16 protein-coding genes and 2 pseudogenes are annotated in these 17898 nt (G+C 66.1%); 3 read left to right on the plus strand and 15 right to left on the minus strand.

What is annotated here, in order from left to right; genetic code table 11:
• Positions 1 to 182 precede the first annotated feature (182 nt).
• The 9 genes from ACQEXA_RS60610 to mftA all read right to left on the minus strand — a co-directional run bounded on the left by ACQEXA_RS60610 (position 183) and on the right by mftA (position 9717).
• Positions 183 to 1727, minus strand: a complete 1545-nt coding sequence (locus tag ACQEXA_RS60610; protein WP_433135220.1) for an aldehyde dehydrogenase — start codon at positions 1725 to 1727, stop codon at positions 183 to 185.
• Entirely contained in the window at positions 1724 to 2566 is an 843-nt protein-coding gene (locus tag ACQEXA_RS60615; RefSeq protein WP_433135221.1) for a mycofactocin-coupled SDR family oxidoreductase, read from the minus strand. Before ACQEXA_RS60615 ends, ACQEXA_RS60610 begins: the two co-directional genes overlap by 4 nt.
• Positions 2567 to 2679: 113 nt before the next feature.
• Positions 2680 to 3858 carry a cytochrome P450 gene (locus ACQEXA_RS60620; protein WP_433135222.1) on the minus strand — a complete coding sequence of 393 codons (1179 nt, stop codon included), beginning with the start codon at positions 3856 to 3858 and terminating at the stop codon, positions 2680 to 2682.
• Positions 3859 to 3949: 91 nt separating this feature from the next.
• Positions 3950 to 5167 (minus strand): ABC transporter substrate-binding protein, encoded by a 1218-nt coding sequence (locus ACQEXA_RS60625; protein ID WP_433135224.1) that lies wholly within the window; start codon positions 5165 to 5167, stop codon positions 3950 to 3952.
• An 849-nt stretch (positions 5168 to 6016) separates the two neighbouring features.
• On the minus strand, positions 6017 to 6724 hold the full coding sequence (gene mftE / locus ACQEXA_RS60630) for a mycofactocin biosynthesis peptidyl-dipeptidase MftE (RefSeq protein WP_432941470.1): 708 nt from the start codon (positions 6722 to 6724) through the stop codon (positions 6017 to 6019).
• A gap of 7 nt (positions 6725 to 6731) precedes the next feature.
• Positions 6732 to 7925, minus strand: coding sequence for a pre-mycofactocin synthase MftD (mftD, locus tag ACQEXA_RS60635; protein WP_433135225.1), 1194 nt, complete (start codon positions 7923 to 7925; stop codon positions 6732 to 6734).
• A 52-nt stretch (positions 7926 to 7977) separates the two neighbouring features.
• Positions 7978 to 9210, minus strand: coding sequence for a mycofactocin radical SAM maturase (mftC, locus tag ACQEXA_RS60640; protein ID WP_433135226.1), 1233 nt, complete (start codon positions 9208 to 9210; stop codon positions 7978 to 7980).
• Positions 9197 to 9553, minus strand: a complete 357-nt coding sequence (mftB, locus tag ACQEXA_RS60645; protein WP_433135227.1) for a mycofactocin biosynthesis chaperone MftB — start codon at positions 9551 to 9553, stop codon at positions 9197 to 9199. Before mftB ends, mftC begins: the two co-directional genes overlap by 14 nt.
• Before the next feature lie 29 nt (positions 9554 to 9582).
• Complete coding sequence (gene mftA, locus ACQEXA_RS60650; RefSeq protein WP_433135229.1) at positions 9583 to 9717, minus strand: mycofactocin precursor MftA; 135 nt, start codon at positions 9715 to 9717, stop codon at positions 9583 to 9585.
• 232 nt (positions 9718 to 9949) lie between these two features.
• Between mftA and mftF the strand changes: the two genes are divergently transcribed.
• Together mftF and mftG are read left to right on the plus strand one after the other, a co-directional pair.
• Positions 9950 to 11413: a mycofactocin biosynthesis glycosyltransferase MftF gene (gene mftF, locus ACQEXA_RS60655; protein ID WP_433135231.1), complete on the plus strand. Its 1464-nt coding sequence runs from the start codon at positions 9950 to 9952 to the stop codon at positions 11411 to 11413.
• On the plus strand, positions 11410 to 12966 hold the full coding sequence (gene mftG, locus ACQEXA_RS60660) for a mycofactocin dehydrogenase MftG (RefSeq protein ID WP_433135232.1): 1557 nt from the start codon (positions 11410 to 11412) through the stop codon (positions 12964 to 12966). The genes mftF and mftG overlap by 4 nt, the downstream gene beginning before the upstream one ends.
• Before the next feature lie 30 nt (positions 12967 to 12996).
• Here the strand turns inward: mftG and mftR are convergent, their stop codons facing one another.
• Positions 12997 to 13617 (minus strand): mycofactocin system transcriptional regulator, encoded by a 621-nt coding sequence (mftR, locus tag ACQEXA_RS60665; protein ID WP_432941490.1) that lies wholly within the window; start codon positions 13615 to 13617, stop codon positions 12997 to 12999.
• 248 nt (positions 13618 to 13865) lie between these two features.
• Here mftR and ACQEXA_RS60670 point away from each other — a divergent pair.
• A pseudogene (locus tag ACQEXA_RS60670) lies at positions 13866 to 14079 on the plus strand (transposase); the annotation flags it as partial.
• Between the two features lie 154 nt (positions 14080 to 14233).
• Here the strand turns inward: ACQEXA_RS60670 and ACQEXA_RS60675 are convergent.
• From ACQEXA_RS60675 to ACQEXA_RS60695, 5 genes and pseudogenes are all read right to left on the minus strand, one after another.
• A complete protein-coding gene (locus ACQEXA_RS60675; protein WP_432941492.1) occupies positions 14234 to 14821 on the minus strand; it encodes a TetR/AcrR family transcriptional regulator in 588 nt (195 codons plus the stop codon).
• Positions 14822 to 15168: 347 nt separating this feature from the next.
• Positions 15169 to 15338, minus strand: a pseudogene (locus ACQEXA_RS60680) (IS21 family transposase); the annotation flags it as partial.
• 223 nt (positions 15339 to 15561) lie between these two features.
• Positions 15562 to 16806, minus strand: a complete 1245-nt coding sequence (locus tag ACQEXA_RS60685) for an NAD(P)/FAD-dependent oxidoreductase (RefSeq protein ID WP_433135233.1) — start codon at positions 16804 to 16806, stop codon at positions 15562 to 15564.
• 20 nt (positions 16807 to 16826) lie between these two features.
• Complete coding sequence (locus tag ACQEXA_RS60690) at positions 16827 to 17153, minus strand: 2Fe-2S iron-sulfur cluster-binding protein (RefSeq protein ID WP_433135234.1); 327 nt, start codon at positions 17151 to 17153, stop codon at positions 16827 to 16829.
• A 247-nt stretch (positions 17154 to 17400) separates the two neighbouring features.
• A complete protein-coding gene (locus tag ACQEXA_RS60695; RefSeq protein WP_433135235.1) occupies positions 17401 to 17856 on the minus strand; it encodes an isochorismatase family protein in 456 nt (151 codons plus the stop codon).
• Positions 17857 to 17898: the final 42 nt, after the last annotated feature.

The raw sequence follows: 17898 nt of genomic DNA on the forward strand, positions 1-17898 counted from the left end.
ACCGCCACCCTGGCCGGTGAGTTGGTCGCCGTGTCGGCCCCGTACCCGCCTCGTGGCACGACGTCCGAGCATGGAAGACGTGACACCCGCAGTGGCGGCCCACGGCCGCCCGAGCGATTACCCGGGCGGCGCGTGACATCACAACGAGGCGGACGCTGCCAAATACAGCAACGAAAATCCGATCAACCGCTCAGCGTGCCCCCGGCGTCCCGGTGACTTCCAGCGTTCGCTGCCGGCAGGAGAGGCGATGACGGCTCGGCTTCCAGAATAATTGTCTTCGTCTCAAGGAAAGCGCTGATTCCTTCCTTCCCGCCTTCACGCCCGATTCCGGATTGCTTGAAACCGCCGAAGGCAATTCCGAAGTCGGTGCGCTTTGCATTGTGACCCACTGTCCCGGCTCTCAGCCTACGGGCAACAGCAAGTGCCCGATCCGGGTCATTTGTGAAAACCGAAGCGTTCAGGCCGTAGATCGTATCGTTGGCGATGTCGATGGCCTGTTCCTCGTCGTCGGCGGCAATGACACTCAGGACCGGTCCGAAGATCTCCTCCTGAGCGATGGTCGATGAGTTGTCGACGTTGGCGAAGACGGTCGGTTCGATGTAGTAGCCCCGGTCGAGGCCGGTGGGCCGACGACCGCCGGTCACCAACGTGGCACCTTGGGCCTTTCCCTGAGTGATGTAGCCTTCGACGCACTCCAGTTGACGTCGCATCGCCAGCGGCCCCATCCCGCTCGCCGGGTCGAACGGGTCACCCACCTTGATCGCCGACAGGGATGCCGCAAGGACTTCAGCCAACTCGTCATGGCGGCGGCGATTGACGACAATGCGGGTCAACGACGCGCACACCTGTCCCGTCGACATGGGTGCAGTCCTTGCAATGGATTCAGCAACCGTGCTGACGTCATAGTCGTCGAGTACCACGGCGGCCGACTTCCCCCCCAGTTCAAGGGTGTAGCGACCGATGCGGTTGCCCATGACGGTGGCGATCTGCCGCCCTACCGCCGTCGAGCCGGTGAACGTGATCTTGTCCACGCGGCTGTCCTGTACCAGCTGTTCCGACACTTCGCGATCTGCGGTCACGGCGTTGAACACCCCGGGCGGCAGACCGATCTTCTCGGCGATCTCCGCCATGAGATACGCCTCTCCGGGCGCCTCCGGAGATGCCTTGAGCACCAAGGTGCACCCGGCGATCAGCGCCGGAGCGGTCTTGTACGCAATCAGCGCCAACGGCGCGTTCCAGGGCACGATGGCGCCGACCACGCCCACGGGCTCGCGGACGAGCAGGCCGACCGCTTCACCGCCAGTCGGCTCATGACGCTCGATGAAGTCGTAGTGGTCGGCGAAGTCCGCGTAATACTCGTAGACCGCTGCGAAGCGCGGAGTTCCGCGGAGTGCGGCCGCGTGGACAACACCCATCTCACTGGTCCACAACCGAGCGAACTCAGCCGAGCGCTCGCGGATCTCTGCGGCGATGGCACGCAGGTAGCCTGCGCGCTCGGCATGTGTCATGCGGGGCCACGGGCCTGTGTCAAAGGCGTCCCTGGCCGCGGTGACGGCTCGGTCCATGTCCGCGGCCTCGGCAGCAGCCACCTGGAGGAAGACTTCCTCCGAGGCCGGATTGACCACGTCGATCACCGACTCGGTCGAGGGACTCACCCACTCGCCGCCGATGTAGAACTTTCCGGGATGCCGCACGGGCAGCCCGGCTGTGACGCTGGCTGAACTCATGCTGCGTTCATCGCAATCAGGCCGGCGCTGACGGTCAACGCCTCACCACTGACGTAGCGGGCCGCGTCGGACGCCAGGAAGAGGACGGCCTGAGAGATGTCCTCGGGCTCCACATACGGAACGCCGAGCGGGTGCATCACCTTCATCCGCTCCTCGGCCTGCGCGCGGGTCGGATTCTCGACGTCCGGGACGAAGACGTCATACGTACCCTGGTTGTGGATCATCTTCGAGTTGACGTTGGTCGGACACACTGCGTTGGCGGTGATCCCGTACTTGCCGTACTCATTGGCCACACACTTGATGAGGCCGATCACGCCCCACTTCGACGCGCCGTATGCCGAACCGTTCGCATAGCCCGACCGGCCTGCCATCGATGCGGTCGCGATGATCCGCCCGCTGCGGCGGGCGACCATGTCCGGCAGGGTGGCCCGGATCGTGTTGTAGACACCGGTGAGATTCGTGTCGATGATCCGCGCCCACTCCTCCGGCTCGATCTCACCCATCGGCTTCAGACCCATGGTCGAGCCTGCGTTGGCCACGGTGATGTCAATGGGGCCGAACTCGGCAGTTCCCTGGGCAACCGCGGCCTGAAGCTCCCCTTGGTTGCGGACGTCGGCAGTCAGGGCCAGGAAACGAACACCCGCCTGCTTGAGCAGGTCCTGGGTCTCCGCGTACTCCTCCGGCGACCCTCCCGGATAACGCTGGTAGGGAGTATCCACCAGCAGGTTGTCCACCATGACGATGGCGGCGCCTTCGCGGCCCAGAGTGAGTGCGTGAGAGCGTCCCTGCCCTCGAGCCGCTCCCGTGATGAAAGCTACCTTTCCATCCAACTTACCCATGTGGGATCTCCCTACTTTCCGTGAATACTCACCTGCCGCATATCCCGGCAGTCTTACAGTCGCGCAGTGGTCCGGGCCGCACTGTGGCTGTGGGGCCGGACGTCGCGCTGCGGTCACAGACGTGTCAGTGGCAAGCTCTGGAAACCGCGGGTGACAGCTGCCTTCCACACGAGCTTGGACTTGTCCTCGATCCTGTACTCCCCCAGCGTCGGCAGCAGGCGCTCAAGCGTGAGCCTCATCTGAGTCTTGGCCAAGTGCGAGCCGAGGCACCGATGCGGCCCCATGCCGAACCCGACGTGGCGGTTGGGGTGGCGGTCGAGCACGACCTTGTTGGGATCGGGGAACTCGTTCTGGTCACGGTTCGCCGAGCCGTAGAGCAGCATCACCCTGGATCCGGCGGGGACAGGGCAGCCTCCGACCTCAGAATCCGACCGGGCAGTCCGGGCCAGGCCAACCGCGGGTGAGGCCCAGCGGATGAACTCGTCCATGGCCAGGCGCCAGATCTTCGGCTCGGCCATCAGCCTGGCTACATCGTCGGGATTCTCGACCAGGTGAGAGACGGTCGCGCTGATGGCGGCACTCGTTGTCTCCAGCCCTGCCATCAGCACCAGCAGCAGGAGCTTGAGAATCTCGTCGTCCTCGAGGAGGCGCCCCCCCTCGGACTCGAGCTCCTGGGTGAGCAGGAGGCTGATGAGCCCGCTGTCCGGGGACTTGCGATGACGGGCGATCTGCTCGGTCAGGAAGCCGATGATCATGGCAGCACCATGCTGCGCGCGCTCACCCACGCCGAAGACCGCGTCATCGGTCCACTCGTTCAACTCCGGCGGGCCATCAGTGATACCCATGATCCGAAGGATGACCGTACGGGTCAGGGGGATGCCGATGTCACGGGGGACGTCGAAGCGGCCGGCGGCCAGGAGCGGATCCACGATCTCGGCGACCAGTTCCGCGATCCACGGCTCGTACTCGGCCACCCTGGCCGGCGAGAAGTGTGGATTGATGATCTCGCGCCACTGCCGAGACTCGGGCGGATCCGTGTGAATCGGACGGAGCCTCGGCGTGTCCATGGGCGGGATAGTCGTCTTGTCCGCACTGGAGAAGACGACCGGATTCCGGGCCGCTTCCACAACGTCGCGATACCGAGGAACCACATAGAACCCACCGTAGACATCGGCGTAGTGGACCGGGCACTCGGCGCGCATCTGCTTCCACCGAGACCACGGATTCACGTGCGACTGCTCGTCACGGTGATCGAAGTCCACAGTCGGCACCGCCCGCTGGTCCTCAGCCATGACATCATCCTCCTTTAAATTTCCGAGCCAGTTGCCGAAACTGCTGTTCAGGACTGGTACATCGCGGTCGCGTTCTGGATACCGGCGTCACTCATCCACCTGCCTTGGTCACCGCAACCTTCCTCAACTCAGCAAAGGGATTAATGAATCCTTCATCGCTCGGCTGGATTGCACCGTTACGAACAACGCCGATCTGGACGCTTGTGTTCACCACACGCGGCCATTCCGGCACCGGAGGCTTCTTGCCGGCAATCTGCCACGGGGCCACCGTGCCAATGTCCACAGGGGCCGTCATGGTGTTGAGCGCCTTCGTGACCGAGGCGGCGTCGATTTTATCGAGCGGCTTGACAACGGCAGCGAACAGCTTCACCCCGGACCAGGCGAACAGTCCGGTCTCCTTGGGAGGGGCACCTGCTCCGAATTTCTTGAGGTCCGACAGATACTGGCTGACTCCCGGGTTCTTGGTATCGGTACTGAACGCAATCTGGGAGACAACCTTGATACCCTCGGCATTGGCGCCGAGCGCCTGGATGGTTTCCGGCGTGAAGCTACAACTGCACGATGCAATTTCACCCGTGTAGCCACCGTGGCGCATTGCCGAGACCACGACGGGAATCGCCGCGTTGGTAAGGGACAGAGTCACACCCTGGACGCCGTCAGCAGTGGCCTTGGCAGCAGCAGTTGCGCCCGTCGGGTCGGTCTTCGGATCGAACACGACAGTTGTGTGCCTGACCCCGATGCTGTCGAGTGCACGAGCCATGACCTGGCTGGCGAACTGCGCACTCGGGCTCGGGCTTATCAGGATCGCGATCTTCCTGGCCCCATCGTTGACCAGGGACGCCACCTCCCCGTAGAACCAGCCCGGTGCTCCGCTGGAAAGCAAGTAGCTCTTGGTGGAGGTCAATCGCCCGACTGGGGTCCCGCGAGTGATCTGGGGAATCCCAGCGTCGTCGAGGATCTTATAGGCAGTGTCAGACGCGTCCGCCGCAAAGAAGGGGTCGATCGCAACGACGATCTTCTTGGCCGCCAGCTTGCGGGCGCAGCTTATCTCGGCGTTAGGGTCAAACTTTCCATCGCAGTATTCCAGTTGCAGCGGCCTCCCGTTGATGCCGCCGGCGGAATTGATGGAGTCGACAGCTGCCTGAAGGCCTTCACGCTGTTCCGGAGCATTGAACACCTGCCCGGTGTCCGGGCCGGATCCGCCGATGATAATCGGCTGGCCAGTCAACCCGGCTGACGAGGCAGCGTTACCGCTTGTACCGCTTGAGCAGGCTGCTGTCGCAGTCAGGGCGAGCGCGGAGGCCGTCACCAAGCAGAATCGAACCGTGCGAATCCTTGCTGATATCACAATTGATCTCCTCGGATTACTCGACTTGTGCTCGAAAGTCGGGGCCACCGCACACTTCTGGACTCGAGCGCCAATCAAATCAGACACAGAAAGACACGACGCTGCATTAGTAGAGTCCGAGATGACTACCAGGCCTGGAAGACTTGCTTCCGATCAGCGGCTGCCGCCCCGTCACTTCTCCTGTCCCCGGACAGGTGTTCCGACCAGTTCGCTCAATTCCGGCAGGACACGCTCAACTCTTCGGCTTGCCTGTAGCTGACCGCCGCCTGCGACTTCCTACGAGATGCCACACAGGGATCCGCCTCTCACCATGATCGCGCTTGGTGAAGCAAGGCGAAGCTACCGTAGCCGCTGGGCTGCACTGCTGTCCAGGGGAGTGGATTCGGATGCGCCCCGCAGTCTCAGCTTGATGTTTGGCAAGCGAGCACCGGCGTGCGCATCGCGCGCAAACGCGTCGAGTCCAGCGAACGACTGGGCCGCCACAGATGGGTCATCGAACGCAGCCTGGCGGGCCCGTCGTGCTGGTGTGGGACAACTACACCCACCGTGTCGACGCCGCGATGCGTGAGCTGATCAGGGTTCTTTCAAAGTCATTTGATCTTGGCGTAGTTACTGGTCAGGGGGTCACACCGAGGAGGTCGAGTGGCCGGGTGAAGGACTGGTAGGACATCTCCCGGAGGCCGGCGGCGATGTTGCTCCTGCGCTCGAAGAACCGGCCCGGTACTTCCCGTTCACCGCCGAGGTTTTCCCAGGACCCGCGCGGATGTTCGCCGGCGAGGGGGATCCGCAGCGCACCAACCGCCGCTTCCCTTACCTGTCCCCCGGCACGGCACAGACCCGTCGTCGGTGCTCTGCCACCCGTTTGGTGAGTTCGGCTGTTGCGCACTCCAACAACAAGGCGCCCTCCTCGGCGGTGGCGCCAGTGGGATCGCCGAGCACTCCGTTGGCGGTGACCGAAGCCAGCCCTTCATGACGCAGCCGCGGAAGGAGGTCATTGATTGGTGTGGTGTTGCCTGCCTGCGCGGCGTGCAGGCGTACTTGGTGCGGTGCGAGCGCCAGCATCAGTGAGGTCTCGGTACGGCCGGCGTGGGCGTCGCCAGCCCAGTTGGGTGACCATGCAAGCACCTTCCGACCCTCGTCGCGGAGGCGGCGTACGACCCGGACGACGGGCTGGGCGTTTCCGCCGTGCGTTGTTATCAGGACGACGTAGGAGAACGTCAGACAGGCGGAGCGCACTAGTTCCATGAGGAGCAGTTCGACGGCCTCTTGCCCGATGGACAGCGTTCCGGGGAATCCTTGGTGCTCGCCGCTGGATCCGTAGGCCACTGCCGGTGCCACTACGACGTCGCGCATTTTCGTGGCCAGCTTCTCTGCCAGGGCCACTGCGATGTCGGTGTCGGTGGACATGGGCAGGTGAGGTCCGTGTTGCTCGGTGGCTCCGACCGGCACGGCGAGAGTTGGTGCGCTGCGTGCGTGGTCCGCCGTCTCGGTCCAGGTAAGTGATGCCAAATCAGTCATCGGTCGGTCAGGCCCGTATCTCCGCGGAGGCCTCTCCGAGCCTGCGGCAGAAGCCCGGCGGCAGAAGGACGTCTTCCGGGGTGAGGTCGTGCACGGAGGTACGTCCGAGTCCCAGGAGCGCTGAATCGATGCCGCCACGCACGATGTCTAGGACGTTTTCGACGCCGGCCTGTCCGTTGGCGGCCAGGCCCCACAGGTAGGCGCGGCCGATCATCACGGCTCGGGCGCCGAGTGCAAGGGCCTTGACTACATCGCTGCCTCGCCGGACTCCGCCGTCGAGGAGCACCTCGACCTGATGTCCCACAGCGTCAGCGATGGCGGGCAGGGCGCGGATGGTGGCCGGTGTGCCGTCCAGGTTGTTGCCACCGTGGTTGGAGACCGAGATCGCGGTCACGCCCGCGTCCACCGCACGCTTGGCATCGTCGAGGCGGATGACCCCCTTCAGAAGGAAAGGTTCTCCCCACTGCTCCCGCATCCACCGCACGTCCTCCCAGGTGGGTGGAGGGGTCTGCATCCAGTTACTGTAGGCGCCGAAAAACGTCGGTGCCTGCTCGCCGCGGGTGGTGATGTTCGGCGTCGTGAGATCGGGTAGGCGCCGGCTCTTGGCGAAGGCGAGCAGCCAGCGCGGGTGTGTGAGGGCCTCGGGTGCGAAGCGCGCCATTGCCTTGAGGTCGAGTCGCTCCGGGATCCACGGGCTGCCCCAGTCCCGGCCGTGGGAGAACGACCAGTCCAGGGTCACGATCAGGCCTTTCACCCCAGCCGTGCGGGCCCGCTCCATCTGCGTCAGCATGGAGTCCTTGGTTCCCATCCAGTACATCTGGAAGAACGTCTGGGGGTTGGCCGCGACCACCTCCTCGATGGGCTTGCTGGCGAAGGAGCTGAGCCCCATTGCCGTACCTCGGGCTGCGGCAGCGCGTGCCACCGCCACCTCGCCATCGGGATGCACGGCCTGCACACCGGTCGGGGAGATGATCAAGGGGAGCGAGATCGACTGCCCCATGACGGTTGTGGACTGGTCGCGCTTCGCGGGCAGATCCGCAACGTGGGGCGCGAAGCCCACTTCGGCGAAGGCGGCCATGTTGTCCTGATAGGTCGTGCCTCGCTCGGATCCGGCCAAAAGTGCGCCGTAGACGGATGCGGGCAGCCGTCGCTTGGCGCGCCGCTGCGCTTCAGTGACCGTCTCGAACCATGTGTTGGCCATGATGCCCCTCTCTTTGGTCCTCCCGTTGCCGGCAGGTGGTCGGGTTGTCGGTTCAGGTGAGGTCGAGGCCGGCCAGGGGGCTCTGGTCGCAGATGCGGTCGGGGCGGCTACCCCGCCGGGCGGGCATGCCGAGGAGCAGGGGCTGCTGACGCACGGGCCCGCCATGGGAGTGGTCCTGGCTGGGCTTGGGTATGGCGCTGCGGTCAGTGGTGGCCAGCGCTGTCTCGGCGTGCCCCTGCACGCACTCCGGGTCCGGCCCGTCCATGGGCAGACCGGTGAAGAATTTGGCCGCCATGCATCCGCCTCGGCATGCGTCGAACGCCGAGCACTTGGTGCAGGCGCCGCCCGTCTGCGGTTGCCGTAGCTCCTGGAACAGGGACGAGTCCTGCCACACGCGGGTGAAGCCGCCCTCGTCACGGATGTTCCCGGCTTTGAAGGCGTCGTGTATCGCAAACGGGCAGGCGTACACGTCGCCGATCGGGTCGATCAGGCACACCACGCGCCCGGCACCGCACAGGTTCAATCCGGGTAGTGGCTCGCCGTAGGCCGACAGGTGGAAGAAGGAGTCGCCGGTGAGCACCTGTTCACCATGGTGGACGAGCCATTCGTACAGCTGCCGTTGCTGCGCGGCGGTGGGATGGAGGTCGTTCCATACATCGGCGGCGCGTCCGGAAGGCCGCAGCCGGGTCAACCGCAGTTGCGCATGGTACCGGTCTGCGAGCGTCTTGAACGCGTCGAGCTGCTCGATGTTGTGGCGCGTGGCTACCACAGAGATCTTGAAGCCGCGGAAGCCGGCTGATCGGAGGTTTTCCATGGCGCGCAATACCGTCTCGTACGAGCCCTTACCGCGCACTGCGTCGTTCACCTCGGCGGTGGCCCCGTCCAAGGAGAGCTGCACGTCCACGTAGTCGCTGTCGGCCAGCCTGCGTGCCACCTCGGGTGTGATCCTGACGCCGTTGGTGGAGAACTTCACGCCCACGCGATGTGCGGTGGCGTAGTCGACGAGTTCCCAGAAGTCCGAGCGGACGGTCGGCTCACCGCCCCCGATGTTCACGTAAAAGACCTGCATGCGCTCCAGCTCGTCGATGACTGCCTTGCATTCCGCGGTCGTCAGCTCTCGCGGGTCGCGTCTGCCCGAGCTGGATAGGCAGTGCACACATGCCAGATTGCAGGCGTAGGTGAGTTCCCATGTCAGGCAGATCGGTGCGTCCAGGCCGTACTGAAAGAGATCCACCAAGCGGCGGGACGTGCCGGGCCGCTCCGATGCGGCGTCAGTCGGATGCATGGCGCCCCCGCCCGTTCGTGGTACAGCCGTCACGAGCGCCGACCGGCGCCGCTCGTTCGGCAATCATGTGGGACATGGACAACACCGTCAGCGCCTCCTGGTAGGGCTTCAGCTCCGCGGGCTCGATGCCGACGGCGCTGCAGGCGGCTGCGGCGCTCGGTTGTTCGGCCAGTTCACGGAGCACGGCTACCAGCCTGCGGTCCTTGAGGAACGACAGCCGTCGGGTTCCGAAGTGGTAGAGCAGCGCCCCGAACGATTCCGGGCGCACCGCGACCTGGGGGTGCACGGTCCAGGCCGCGTCCATGTCGAAGTGCCGGTTGACAGCGCTTCTATCGGTATCCACAGAGCTTTTGGCAGGCATCGCAGGCATGTTCAGTACACGCCGCACATGCCGTCGATTGACACTTCCTCGACGAGCAGGTCCTGTTCGAGCATCTGCTCATCGTCCTCGACGGGAGGAAGGTTCGGGGTGGAGGTCAGAGTGGAGGTCTGCGGCTCATTGATCATCGGGAAGCTCTCCTCAACGTCCGGACGCGACCTCATCGCGTCCGGTGAAGAGATTATTGACACCGGGTGCCGAAAGGAAGAGGGTGCGTCGAAAAGGCTCGGCCCTACTCGATGTGCCTGATGCGCCCGCAGGGTTGTCAGTGGGGAACCCAGCGGTCCACGCTGAGGGCCTTCCCTCCGCCTACTTCCGCCGGCCAGCTGGCCGGTTCCCCGCGATGTTTGAGGATGCCTGGTGTTGACTGAAGATCCGCCGTTGCCCGCCGCCTTCCGGCTCCGCCCGGACGCGAGCCTGAGCTTCCATCACGATGGAAAGGTCCTCCTTGGGGGCGCTCCCTATCGGCTGATGCGGTTGAACGAACGGGCTGTGCCGGTAGTCGACGGCTGGCTCAAGGGGAAGCCCATCGGCGAACGGCGATCCTTCGGGCTGCTGGCCCGCCGACTGGTACAAGCAGGGATGATGCACCCTCTGCCGCCCGATGATGGGCCGCGCCCCTCGGTGACGGTCGTGGTGCCTGTCAGGGACCGGGCTGAGCAGCTCGCCCGATGCCTGGCCGGCCTCGGCGGGGGGCACGGGGTGATCGTGGTGGACGATGGATCGCTCAACCCCGAAGCCGTCGAAGAGGTAGTACGGGCCGCCGGAGCCCGGCTGGTGCGGCGAGCCGTCAACGGCGGGCCGGCAGCGGCACGGAACACGGGACTGGCTCACACAGTCACCGAGGTGGTCGCCTTTGTGGATTCCGATTGTGTACCGCGTCCGGGTTGGATCGAGGCGTTGCTGCCGCACTTCGCCGACCCCGCGGTGGCCGCGGTAGCGCCGCGGATCACCGCGGACGGCTCAAAGCGCGGCGCGCTCGCGGGCTATGAGGCCGAGCGATCAGCCCTTGACATGGGACCCAGGGAGTCGATCGTGCGTCCGGGCGCGGCCGTACCTTACGTGCCCAGTGCCGCGTTGCTGGTACGGCGGGCTGCGGTGGGCCGCGGCTTTGACGAGTCGATGCGCGTCGGGGAAGACGTAGACCTTGTGTGGCGCCTGGCCGCCGACGGTCACCACATCCGCTACGACCCCCGCAGTACGGTGGCCCATCACCATCGCACCCAACCCCGCCAGTGGTTCGCCCAACGCATCCAGTACGGCACCTCAGCAGCCCCGTTGGCCAACAGGCATCCGGACACCCTGCCAGCAGCCTCGATGGCCGGATGGAGCGCCGCGGCATGGGGCCTGGCCATGGCGCGAAAGCCCTTCGCGGGAGCCGCACTCACCGCGGCAACCACAGCGCTGCTGGCCCGCAAGCTCTCGCCATGGTGCGACCAGCCCTGGACCATGGCCGCGCGACTGAGCGCAGGCGGCACTCTCCTCGCCGGCGAGCAGATCGGCCGCACGCTGACCCGGACCTGGTGGCCGCTCGCCCTCCCGTTGGCGGCAGCAATACCGCGACTGCGCCCGCCGCTCGCCGCCGCCGCCCTCCTGCCCCCGATCCTGGAACACCGGCGCACCCGCCCCCACACGCGTCTCCTCCCCTGGACGGCCATCCGCCTCGCCGACGACATCGCCTACAGCATCGGCGTCTGGAAAAGCTGCCTGAATCAGCGCACCACAGCCCCCCTACGCCCAAAGCTGTGGTGGTTCTCCCCAGACGGAATCACACCCCCCAGGCCACCCCGCACACCTGTGACCAACCGGAAGATGCGTGCATGACCGAGATCGCCGGCCGCTCCTTTGATGTGATCGTCGTCGGGGCGGGAGCCGCAGGCGCCGCGCTGGCAGCGCGCCTGAGCGAAGACCCCGACCGCACGGTGCTGCTTCTGGAGGCCGGCAAGGTACCTCGTCACATTTCAGGGTTTCCTGCTGAGTTGCTCGACGCGCGGCTGATTCCAGGGGCCCAGCCCGGCCACCCGGCCGTCCAGCAATACCCCGCGCATCTCACCCCCCAGCGGCCCTACACGGTGGTGCGAGGCCGGTACCTCGGCGGTTCGACCACGGTCAATGGCGGCTATTTCATCCGGGCCCGGAGCGAGGACTTCGACCGATGGGCGGCCGCGGGCAACCCCGCATGGGCTTACGAGAGGGTCCTGCCATTCCTACGGGCGATGGAGACCGACCTCGACTACGGTGCGAACGACCTGCACGGAGGCCACGGACCCGTAGCGGTACGGCGAGGGTCACTCGCGCACCCCGCCGTGGCGGCGTTCCGCGCGGCAGCCAAGGAACTCGACCACCCACTGGAGCTCGACAAGAATGCCCAAGCCCCGCCCGGCTTCGGTCCCGTACCGTCGAATACCATCGGGGGCCTGCGGCTCAACACCGGCATCAGCTACCTACGGACCGCCCTGGACCGGCGCAACCTCACCGTCGTCGGCACCTGCACAGTCCGCAAAGTGGTCATCCGCAATGGCCGCGCCACGGGGGTCGTCGCCGAACGAGGTGGAGAAGACTGCGTCGTCCACGCCGGAGAGGTCGTACTCAGCGCAGGTTCCGCCGCCACTCCGTACCTGCTCCAACTGTCCGGCATCGGTCCGCGATCCGATCTCGCACACCATGGCATCGCCGTCGTCAAGGACGTTCCCGCAGTCGGCACCCGCTTCAGCGATCACCCGCAACTCGTCCTCGAATGGACTCCGCGCAAGAAATGGAGCGAAACCGCCGATTCCTGGCTTGGTGGCTGCCTTCACCTGTCCTCCTCGGGCCTGGCCCATCTCGGCGACATCGAGATCCTGCAATCCCTCCTCCCCATGGCTGCACTGGTGGGCGGGACCGCAACTGCCCCGGGCGCGCCCCTGGCCTTCCTCGTCTCCGTCCAGGCCCCCCGCCCGACCGGCCGGCTGCTCATCCAGTCCACGGATCCGACGACGCCCCCACACCTCGACTACGGATACCTCGCCACCCCCGACGACCGCCGGCGCCTACGCGAAGCCGTTCGCGCCACTGCGGAGCTGGTCACCACCCGCGCCTTCGATGACGTTTCTCAGGGGCTGCTCCAGCCCGGCCCCGACGTCCTCGGCCACGACCGGGACCTTGACGAGTGGATCAGCCACCACATCGGGACTTCCCACCACGCCTGCGGCACCGTCCCGATGGGACCGGACGACCGGGATGCGGCGGTCGACCAGTACGGCAGGGTCCATGGGATTTCGGGGCTCCGTGTCGCGGACACCTCGATCCTTCCCACGGCTCCCCTGCGCGGGCCGGCGGCAACGGCCGTCCTGGTCGGCGAAGTCATCGCCCATGCGATGCGCCTGGGGCTGCCCTGAACGCGATCGTCGCGGTGTGTCAGACGCGACTCATCCGGTACTGACGCCGCCCTTGCCCAGCGCACCGAGACCGGTGCTGAGCTGCCGAACGACCTCATCCAGCAGTTGAGCCAGGTCGGCCTCGGCATCCGACAGCCAAATCTCATATGCGGCGAGGGCCGCGGCGAGGGCGGCGTGGCCGATCAGCCGAGGCATCAAGTCGGATGGCGACAGACCCATGCGTCCCGCCGCGAACTCTGCGACGACCCTCCGCCAGGCCGCATACCGCAAAGTCGCATCCGCCTGGAGCGTGGGCACCGTCAAGATCAGCTCCATCCGCTGCCGATGCCACGGAACATCGGCGGGATCGAAACGGTTGAACTCGACAATGGCGCGGCGCAGCGCGTCCGTCATCGGCACCGTTGGCTCGGCTTCCTCCAGGAGATGGTGCAGCTTGGCCAGATGCTGCTCGAAGTCCCCCCACACCAGATCGTTCTTTGAGGCGAAGTAGCGGAAAAACGTCCGACGGCCGATACCTGCAGCAGCGGCGATGTCATCGACCGTCGTCCGGTCGAACCCCTGCCGCGCGAACAACTCGAAGCCCAGTCGCTCCAAAGCCGCCCGCGACGTGGCAGGCGGACGACCCGACCTCCTCACCAGAGGCACCGCCATCGCACCTTCGGACGCGACCCCACCTCGACCCCTTCCGCAGCTTCAGGCGAGGTTACCCGACCCGGACAATGGCTGCGTCCGGCGCCCAAGGACCGACAGCGATCACGGCTCGCCCGGGCCGAGGCAGCGGCCCCGTAGGCCGAGGCGCCACCCCCTTCACGGGCTCGTCCGCAGCCGCCCGGTCGCCTCGCTCGGCTGCTGCATGGTCTGCCCATGCGAGCTGCTGACTCGCGCTCAACCGGGACGGGGACAGTATCGAGTCGGTCAACGCGCGCATCCGCCGGGCGGTCAAGACCCGCGGCTACTCCCGACAAGCAGGCCGCGTTGACATGCGTCTATACGGCGATCATGTCTCTCGATCCCACCGGCAAAGGCCAGGCTCGCTGGACCAGCCGCTGGAAGACCGCGTTGAACGCCTTCGACATCACCTTCGAGGGCCGTCTCTCGGCAGCACGTCAGTAACCTCAACCGCCCTGGTTACACCGTTCGTTACAGGCCCTGGCCACGGCCTTGGGCTATGGGCGATGTGGTCGAGAGGCCCGCCGAGGAGGGCGGTGCGGTTCGCCGGCCTGATCAGCAGTCCCGGGTTGATCGGGTGGCGGGGCCGGGTGATCGTTCAGTTCGTCAGAATGCCGTGGAGGAGCAGGTCGATGAGCTTCATGGCGAGGTCGGGCTGGTGCTCGGTGTCGGCGACGAGGCTGAATCCGCCGAGCGCCATCAGGACGTCCTGAGCCCTTACGTCTGTCCGCGTCACTCCTTGGCTCATTCCGGCAGCGAGAAGGTGGCCCACTGCCTCGGCGAGGTGGGCGCGGGTCTGCAGCCGCTCGCCCTCGTCGGTCAGCACCACCCGGAGCGCGTTGGCCATGCCGTGCTTGGTGGCCATGAAGTCGATGAAGCGTTCCATCCATGTCCGCAGCGCATCCGGCGGGGTCAGGGAGGCGGCGAGTTCGGGCGCCGCCTCGCACAGGAGCTGTAGCTCGTGCCGGTACGTTGCCTCGACCAGCAGCTCCTTGGACGGGAACCGGCGATACAGCGTGCCGACACCGACGCCGGCCTCGCGGGCGATGTCCTTGACCGAGGCGTTGGCCCCCTCCTGGGCGAAGGCAGCTGCCGCCGCCCTGAGCAGCCGGTCCTCGTTGCGTTGTGCGTCGGCCCGCAGCGGCCTGTGCTGCCGCGTTGTGCTGTCCTCGTCGCTGTCGGTCAATCCCGACTTCCTTCCATTGCATCCAGAACGGGTTCCGCTTGTGGTTTCAGGCGGAACCAGCTCCGGATACGAGGCTACCGCGGCTTCCGGCCTCTCCGTGAGCGGCCGTACTTCGGCCATCCGTCGGTGGGCGTCATGCATGCCCGGTTCCTCACCCTCTTTCGGAACCGAGACAACCGCTGTCAGTGCCTGGAGATGCCCGTCGGCAGTCTCCCGCGACGCGATCGAGGTCGCCGGGACGACCCTGGTCGGCGCGCTCTCCAGCCCCAGCCCCACAGAAGAGCCATGCCGCTCGAAGAGGATCAGGCAGGGAAAACAGGCAAAGAACATGGCCAGCTTTACGAGCAGCCGATCCGCTCGGCCACCACGGTCGCCGCCATGTCCGGCCACACCTCGACCGCGTCCACGACCGACCCCTTCGGCACCCGCTCGTACTTCAGCGGCCGATCGCCGGCCACCGCCCGCCGCACCGTGGTCCGAGAGATCCCCAACTCCGTGCGATCGACTTGATCGGCATCTGCTCGGCCCGGTGCAACCGGCGGATCTCCGCCCGCTCCTCCACGGCTCATAGAAGTACGCCGGGTCCTCGATCTGCGCGAGGTCCTGAAGCAGCCTGCTCATGTCGCGTATTCGCCGGCATGCCTGTCGCGGATGCCCGGGCTCCTTGAGTCCACGGTGATGACAGATGTATCCCGATGCTCCTTCGAACCGATGGGAACCGTCGTGACTCGGGCTGTCCGCTACCTCGCCGCGGTATCCATCTGCGCTGCGAACGCCTTGAACGTGAATCCGGGCTGGGTGACCTGGTGAGGGGTGGGGTGCTGCGCGCCCGCCAGCACCTTGCGCGCGCCGATGTGGTCGCCCGTTCTATTCACCGACTCCACAGCCACGAGTCGGTCGCCCTGGTACCGGCAGACGGAGAACTTGCCCTCGGTCGGGTCGCCGTGCAGTACTCGCAGGTCATCGGCGCGTCCGATGCCTGCGGTCTGAATGCGCATGCCGAACTGGTGGGTCCAGAACCACGGCACCTGCGCATACGCCTGGCTGGGTGCGCCGGTCAGGCGTGTCGCGACGTGGTGGGCGTGGTCGACCGCATTCTGTACGGACTCGAGCCGCGCTCGGCTGCCTGCGTGCTTACTCGGGTAGGACGCGCAGTCACCGATGGCGCTGATGCGGGGATCCGCAGTCAGGAGCTGCTCGTCGACGACGATGCCGTCGCCCACCTCCAGCCCCGCACACTGCGCGAGCTCGATGTTGGGAACCACGCCTATTCCGACCACGACCACGTCGGCCGGGATGCGCCGGCCATCATCAAGCTCCACCTCGCTCACGGTGCCCGCTACGCCGTGGAGCGCCGTGACCGAGCGCCCGAGGACAATCGCTGTGCCCTGGTCAGCGTGCACGGCCTCGACGTGTGCGGAGGTCTCCGGAGAGACGACACGTGCCATGACCCGGTCCAGCGTCTCGATGACGATTGCGTGGGCGCCCGCCTTGCGAGCGGCGGCAGCCACTTCCATGCCGATGAATCCGCCCCCGATGACGACGACTCGGATGCCCTCACGCAGCAGACCACGCAGGACGTCGGCCTCGGCCCGGGTACGCAGGGTCAGCACCCTGTCGAGATCGCTTCCCGGAACAGGGAGCTTCCGGGCACGCGCCCCGACGGCGAGCACCAGGTGGGCGTAAGGAATGGCGCGTCCAGACCGCAGGCGTACGCGCGATCGGGGCCGGTCGATGGCAACGGCTGGATCATGGACGACTTTCAGGGTGTGCCGTTCGAAGAATGCCTGCGGACGGAGCGTCACCGTGTCAGGGTCATCTGGGGAAGCCAGGAGGTACGCCTTTGACAGCGGCGGTCGCTGGTACGGCAATCCTGGCTCGTCACCGACGATGGTGAGCGGCCCGGTGAAGCCGGACTCGCGCAGCGACACGGCGGCCTGGAAGCCGGCCTGCCCTGTCCCCACCACGACGATCGGTCCGCTCACTGCGGCAGGCGCGCCGCCCATCAGAACTGGCTCTCGGGCAGGAGCACGATGAGGCCCTCGGACTCACCGGTGATCGAGATCTGGCAGGACAGTCTGCTCGACGGCCGGCGCTCGCACGACACACCTTCGAGCATCTCGTCCTCGTCGTCCGAGAAGGGAGGCAGCCCGCCCAGCCGGTCTCGATCCTCGATGTACACATGGCATGTGGCGCACGTGAGATTGCCGCCGCATTCACCGAGGATTTCATCGATACCGGAGGCAATGGCGACTTCCATGACACTGAGTCCGACTGACGCCTCGACCATTCGGTCAGTACCGTCTGCGGCCCGAAAGAGAATTTTTGGCATGAGCACCACCCAAAGCGTGGATTCGATACGAACTTCCCGGGGTCCTATGCGCGAATGCGCTTCGAGGGAAGCTGCCGCGGGATGCAGACGAGTCGTCCCACTCGTGCACGGCGGTCCGTGTGGCGGCCTTCGCTCGCCGGCACTGCCTTCGGTCGACACGCTGTCCCGGCTTGTTCGCTGCGCCGCCCCGCCCCAGAAATGTAGCCAAATGGCTGCACGACGTCAATGGGAGCCGCAGTCTTGTGTCTCAGCAGGTTGTCAACAGGTCATCGAGCCGCTCGCTGGTGATCACCGTGGCCTGGTGGCTGAGGATCTTTCCCATCAGCATGTCGTGCACCTCACGTTCGGGGTCCGCAGTGCAGTCTTCGACGACGACCAGTCGAAAGTCCCGATCGGCGGCGTCCCGGACGGTCGAGAGTGACCCCTCTGGCGTACAGGCCGGCGAGGATGAGGGTGCCACCGCGGCTGCGCAGCTGCGTATCGAGGTCGGTGGTGGAGAAGGCGCTGACCTGCGTCTTGCGTACGACGATGCCGCCGGGTCGGGCGCCACTTCGGGGTGGATGGCGGTGTCCGCGCTCGCGGCGTGCAGGTACCGTCCGGCCGCGACAGCGGAAAACCGCGAGTTCGTCGGTGGGATCGCATCGTAGTCCGAATCCTCGAACCCCAGACGGACGTAACCGATGTGCCCGCTGTGCCTGTGCACCTTGGCGATGACCTCCTTTGTCCGCTTCAGGAGTTCGGCGGC

Origin of the sequence: Streptomyces sp. CA-106110 (assembly GCF_050936285.1) — a bacterium.
Lineage (GTDB): Bacteria > Actinomycetota > Actinomycetes > Streptomycetales > Streptomycetaceae > Streptomyces.

What these genes read in the sequence shown, in the direction of transcription:
- mftR (WP_432941490.1), bottom strand. Translation starts at nt 13,617, where the DNA reads ATGGCGGTGCCTCTGGTGAGGAGGTCGGGTCGTCCGCCTGCCACGTCG.
- ACQEXA_RS60620 (WP_433135222.1), bottom strand. Translation starts at nt 3,858, where the DNA reads ATGGCTGAGGACCAGCGGGCGGTGCCGACTGTGGACTTCGATCACCGT.
- ACQEXA_RS60615 (WP_433135221.1), bottom strand. Translation starts at nt 2,566, where the DNA reads ATGGGTAAGTTGGATGGAAAGGTAGCTTTCATCACGGGAGCGGCTCGA.
- mftA (WP_433135229.1), bottom strand. Translation starts at nt 9,717, where the DNA reads ATGATCAATGAGCCGCAGACCTCCACTCTGACCTCCACCCCGAACCTT.
- mftG (WP_433135232.1), top strand. Translation starts at nt 11,410, where the DNA reads ATGACCGAGATCGCCGGCCGCTCCTTTGATGTGATCGTCGTCGGGGCG.
- ACQEXA_RS60610 (WP_433135220.1), bottom strand. Translation starts at nt 1,727, where the DNA reads ATGAGTTCAGCCAGCGTCACAGCCGGGCTGCCCGTGCGGCATCCCGGA.
- mftC (WP_433135226.1), bottom strand. Translation starts at nt 9,210, where the DNA reads ATGCATCCGACTGACGCCGCATCGGAGCGGCCCGGCACGTCCCGCCGC.
- mftD (WP_433135225.1), bottom strand. Translation starts at nt 7,925, where the DNA reads ATGGCCAACACATGGTTCGAGACGGTCACTGAAGCGCAGCGGCGCGCC.
- mftE (WP_432941470.1), bottom strand. Translation starts at nt 6,724, where the DNA reads ATGACTGATTTGGCATCACTTACCTGGACCGAGACGGCGGACCACGCA.
- ACQEXA_RS60690 (WP_433135234.1), bottom strand. Translation starts at nt 17,153, where the DNA reads ATGCCAAAAATTCTCTTTCGGGCCGCAGACGGTACTGACCGAATGGTC.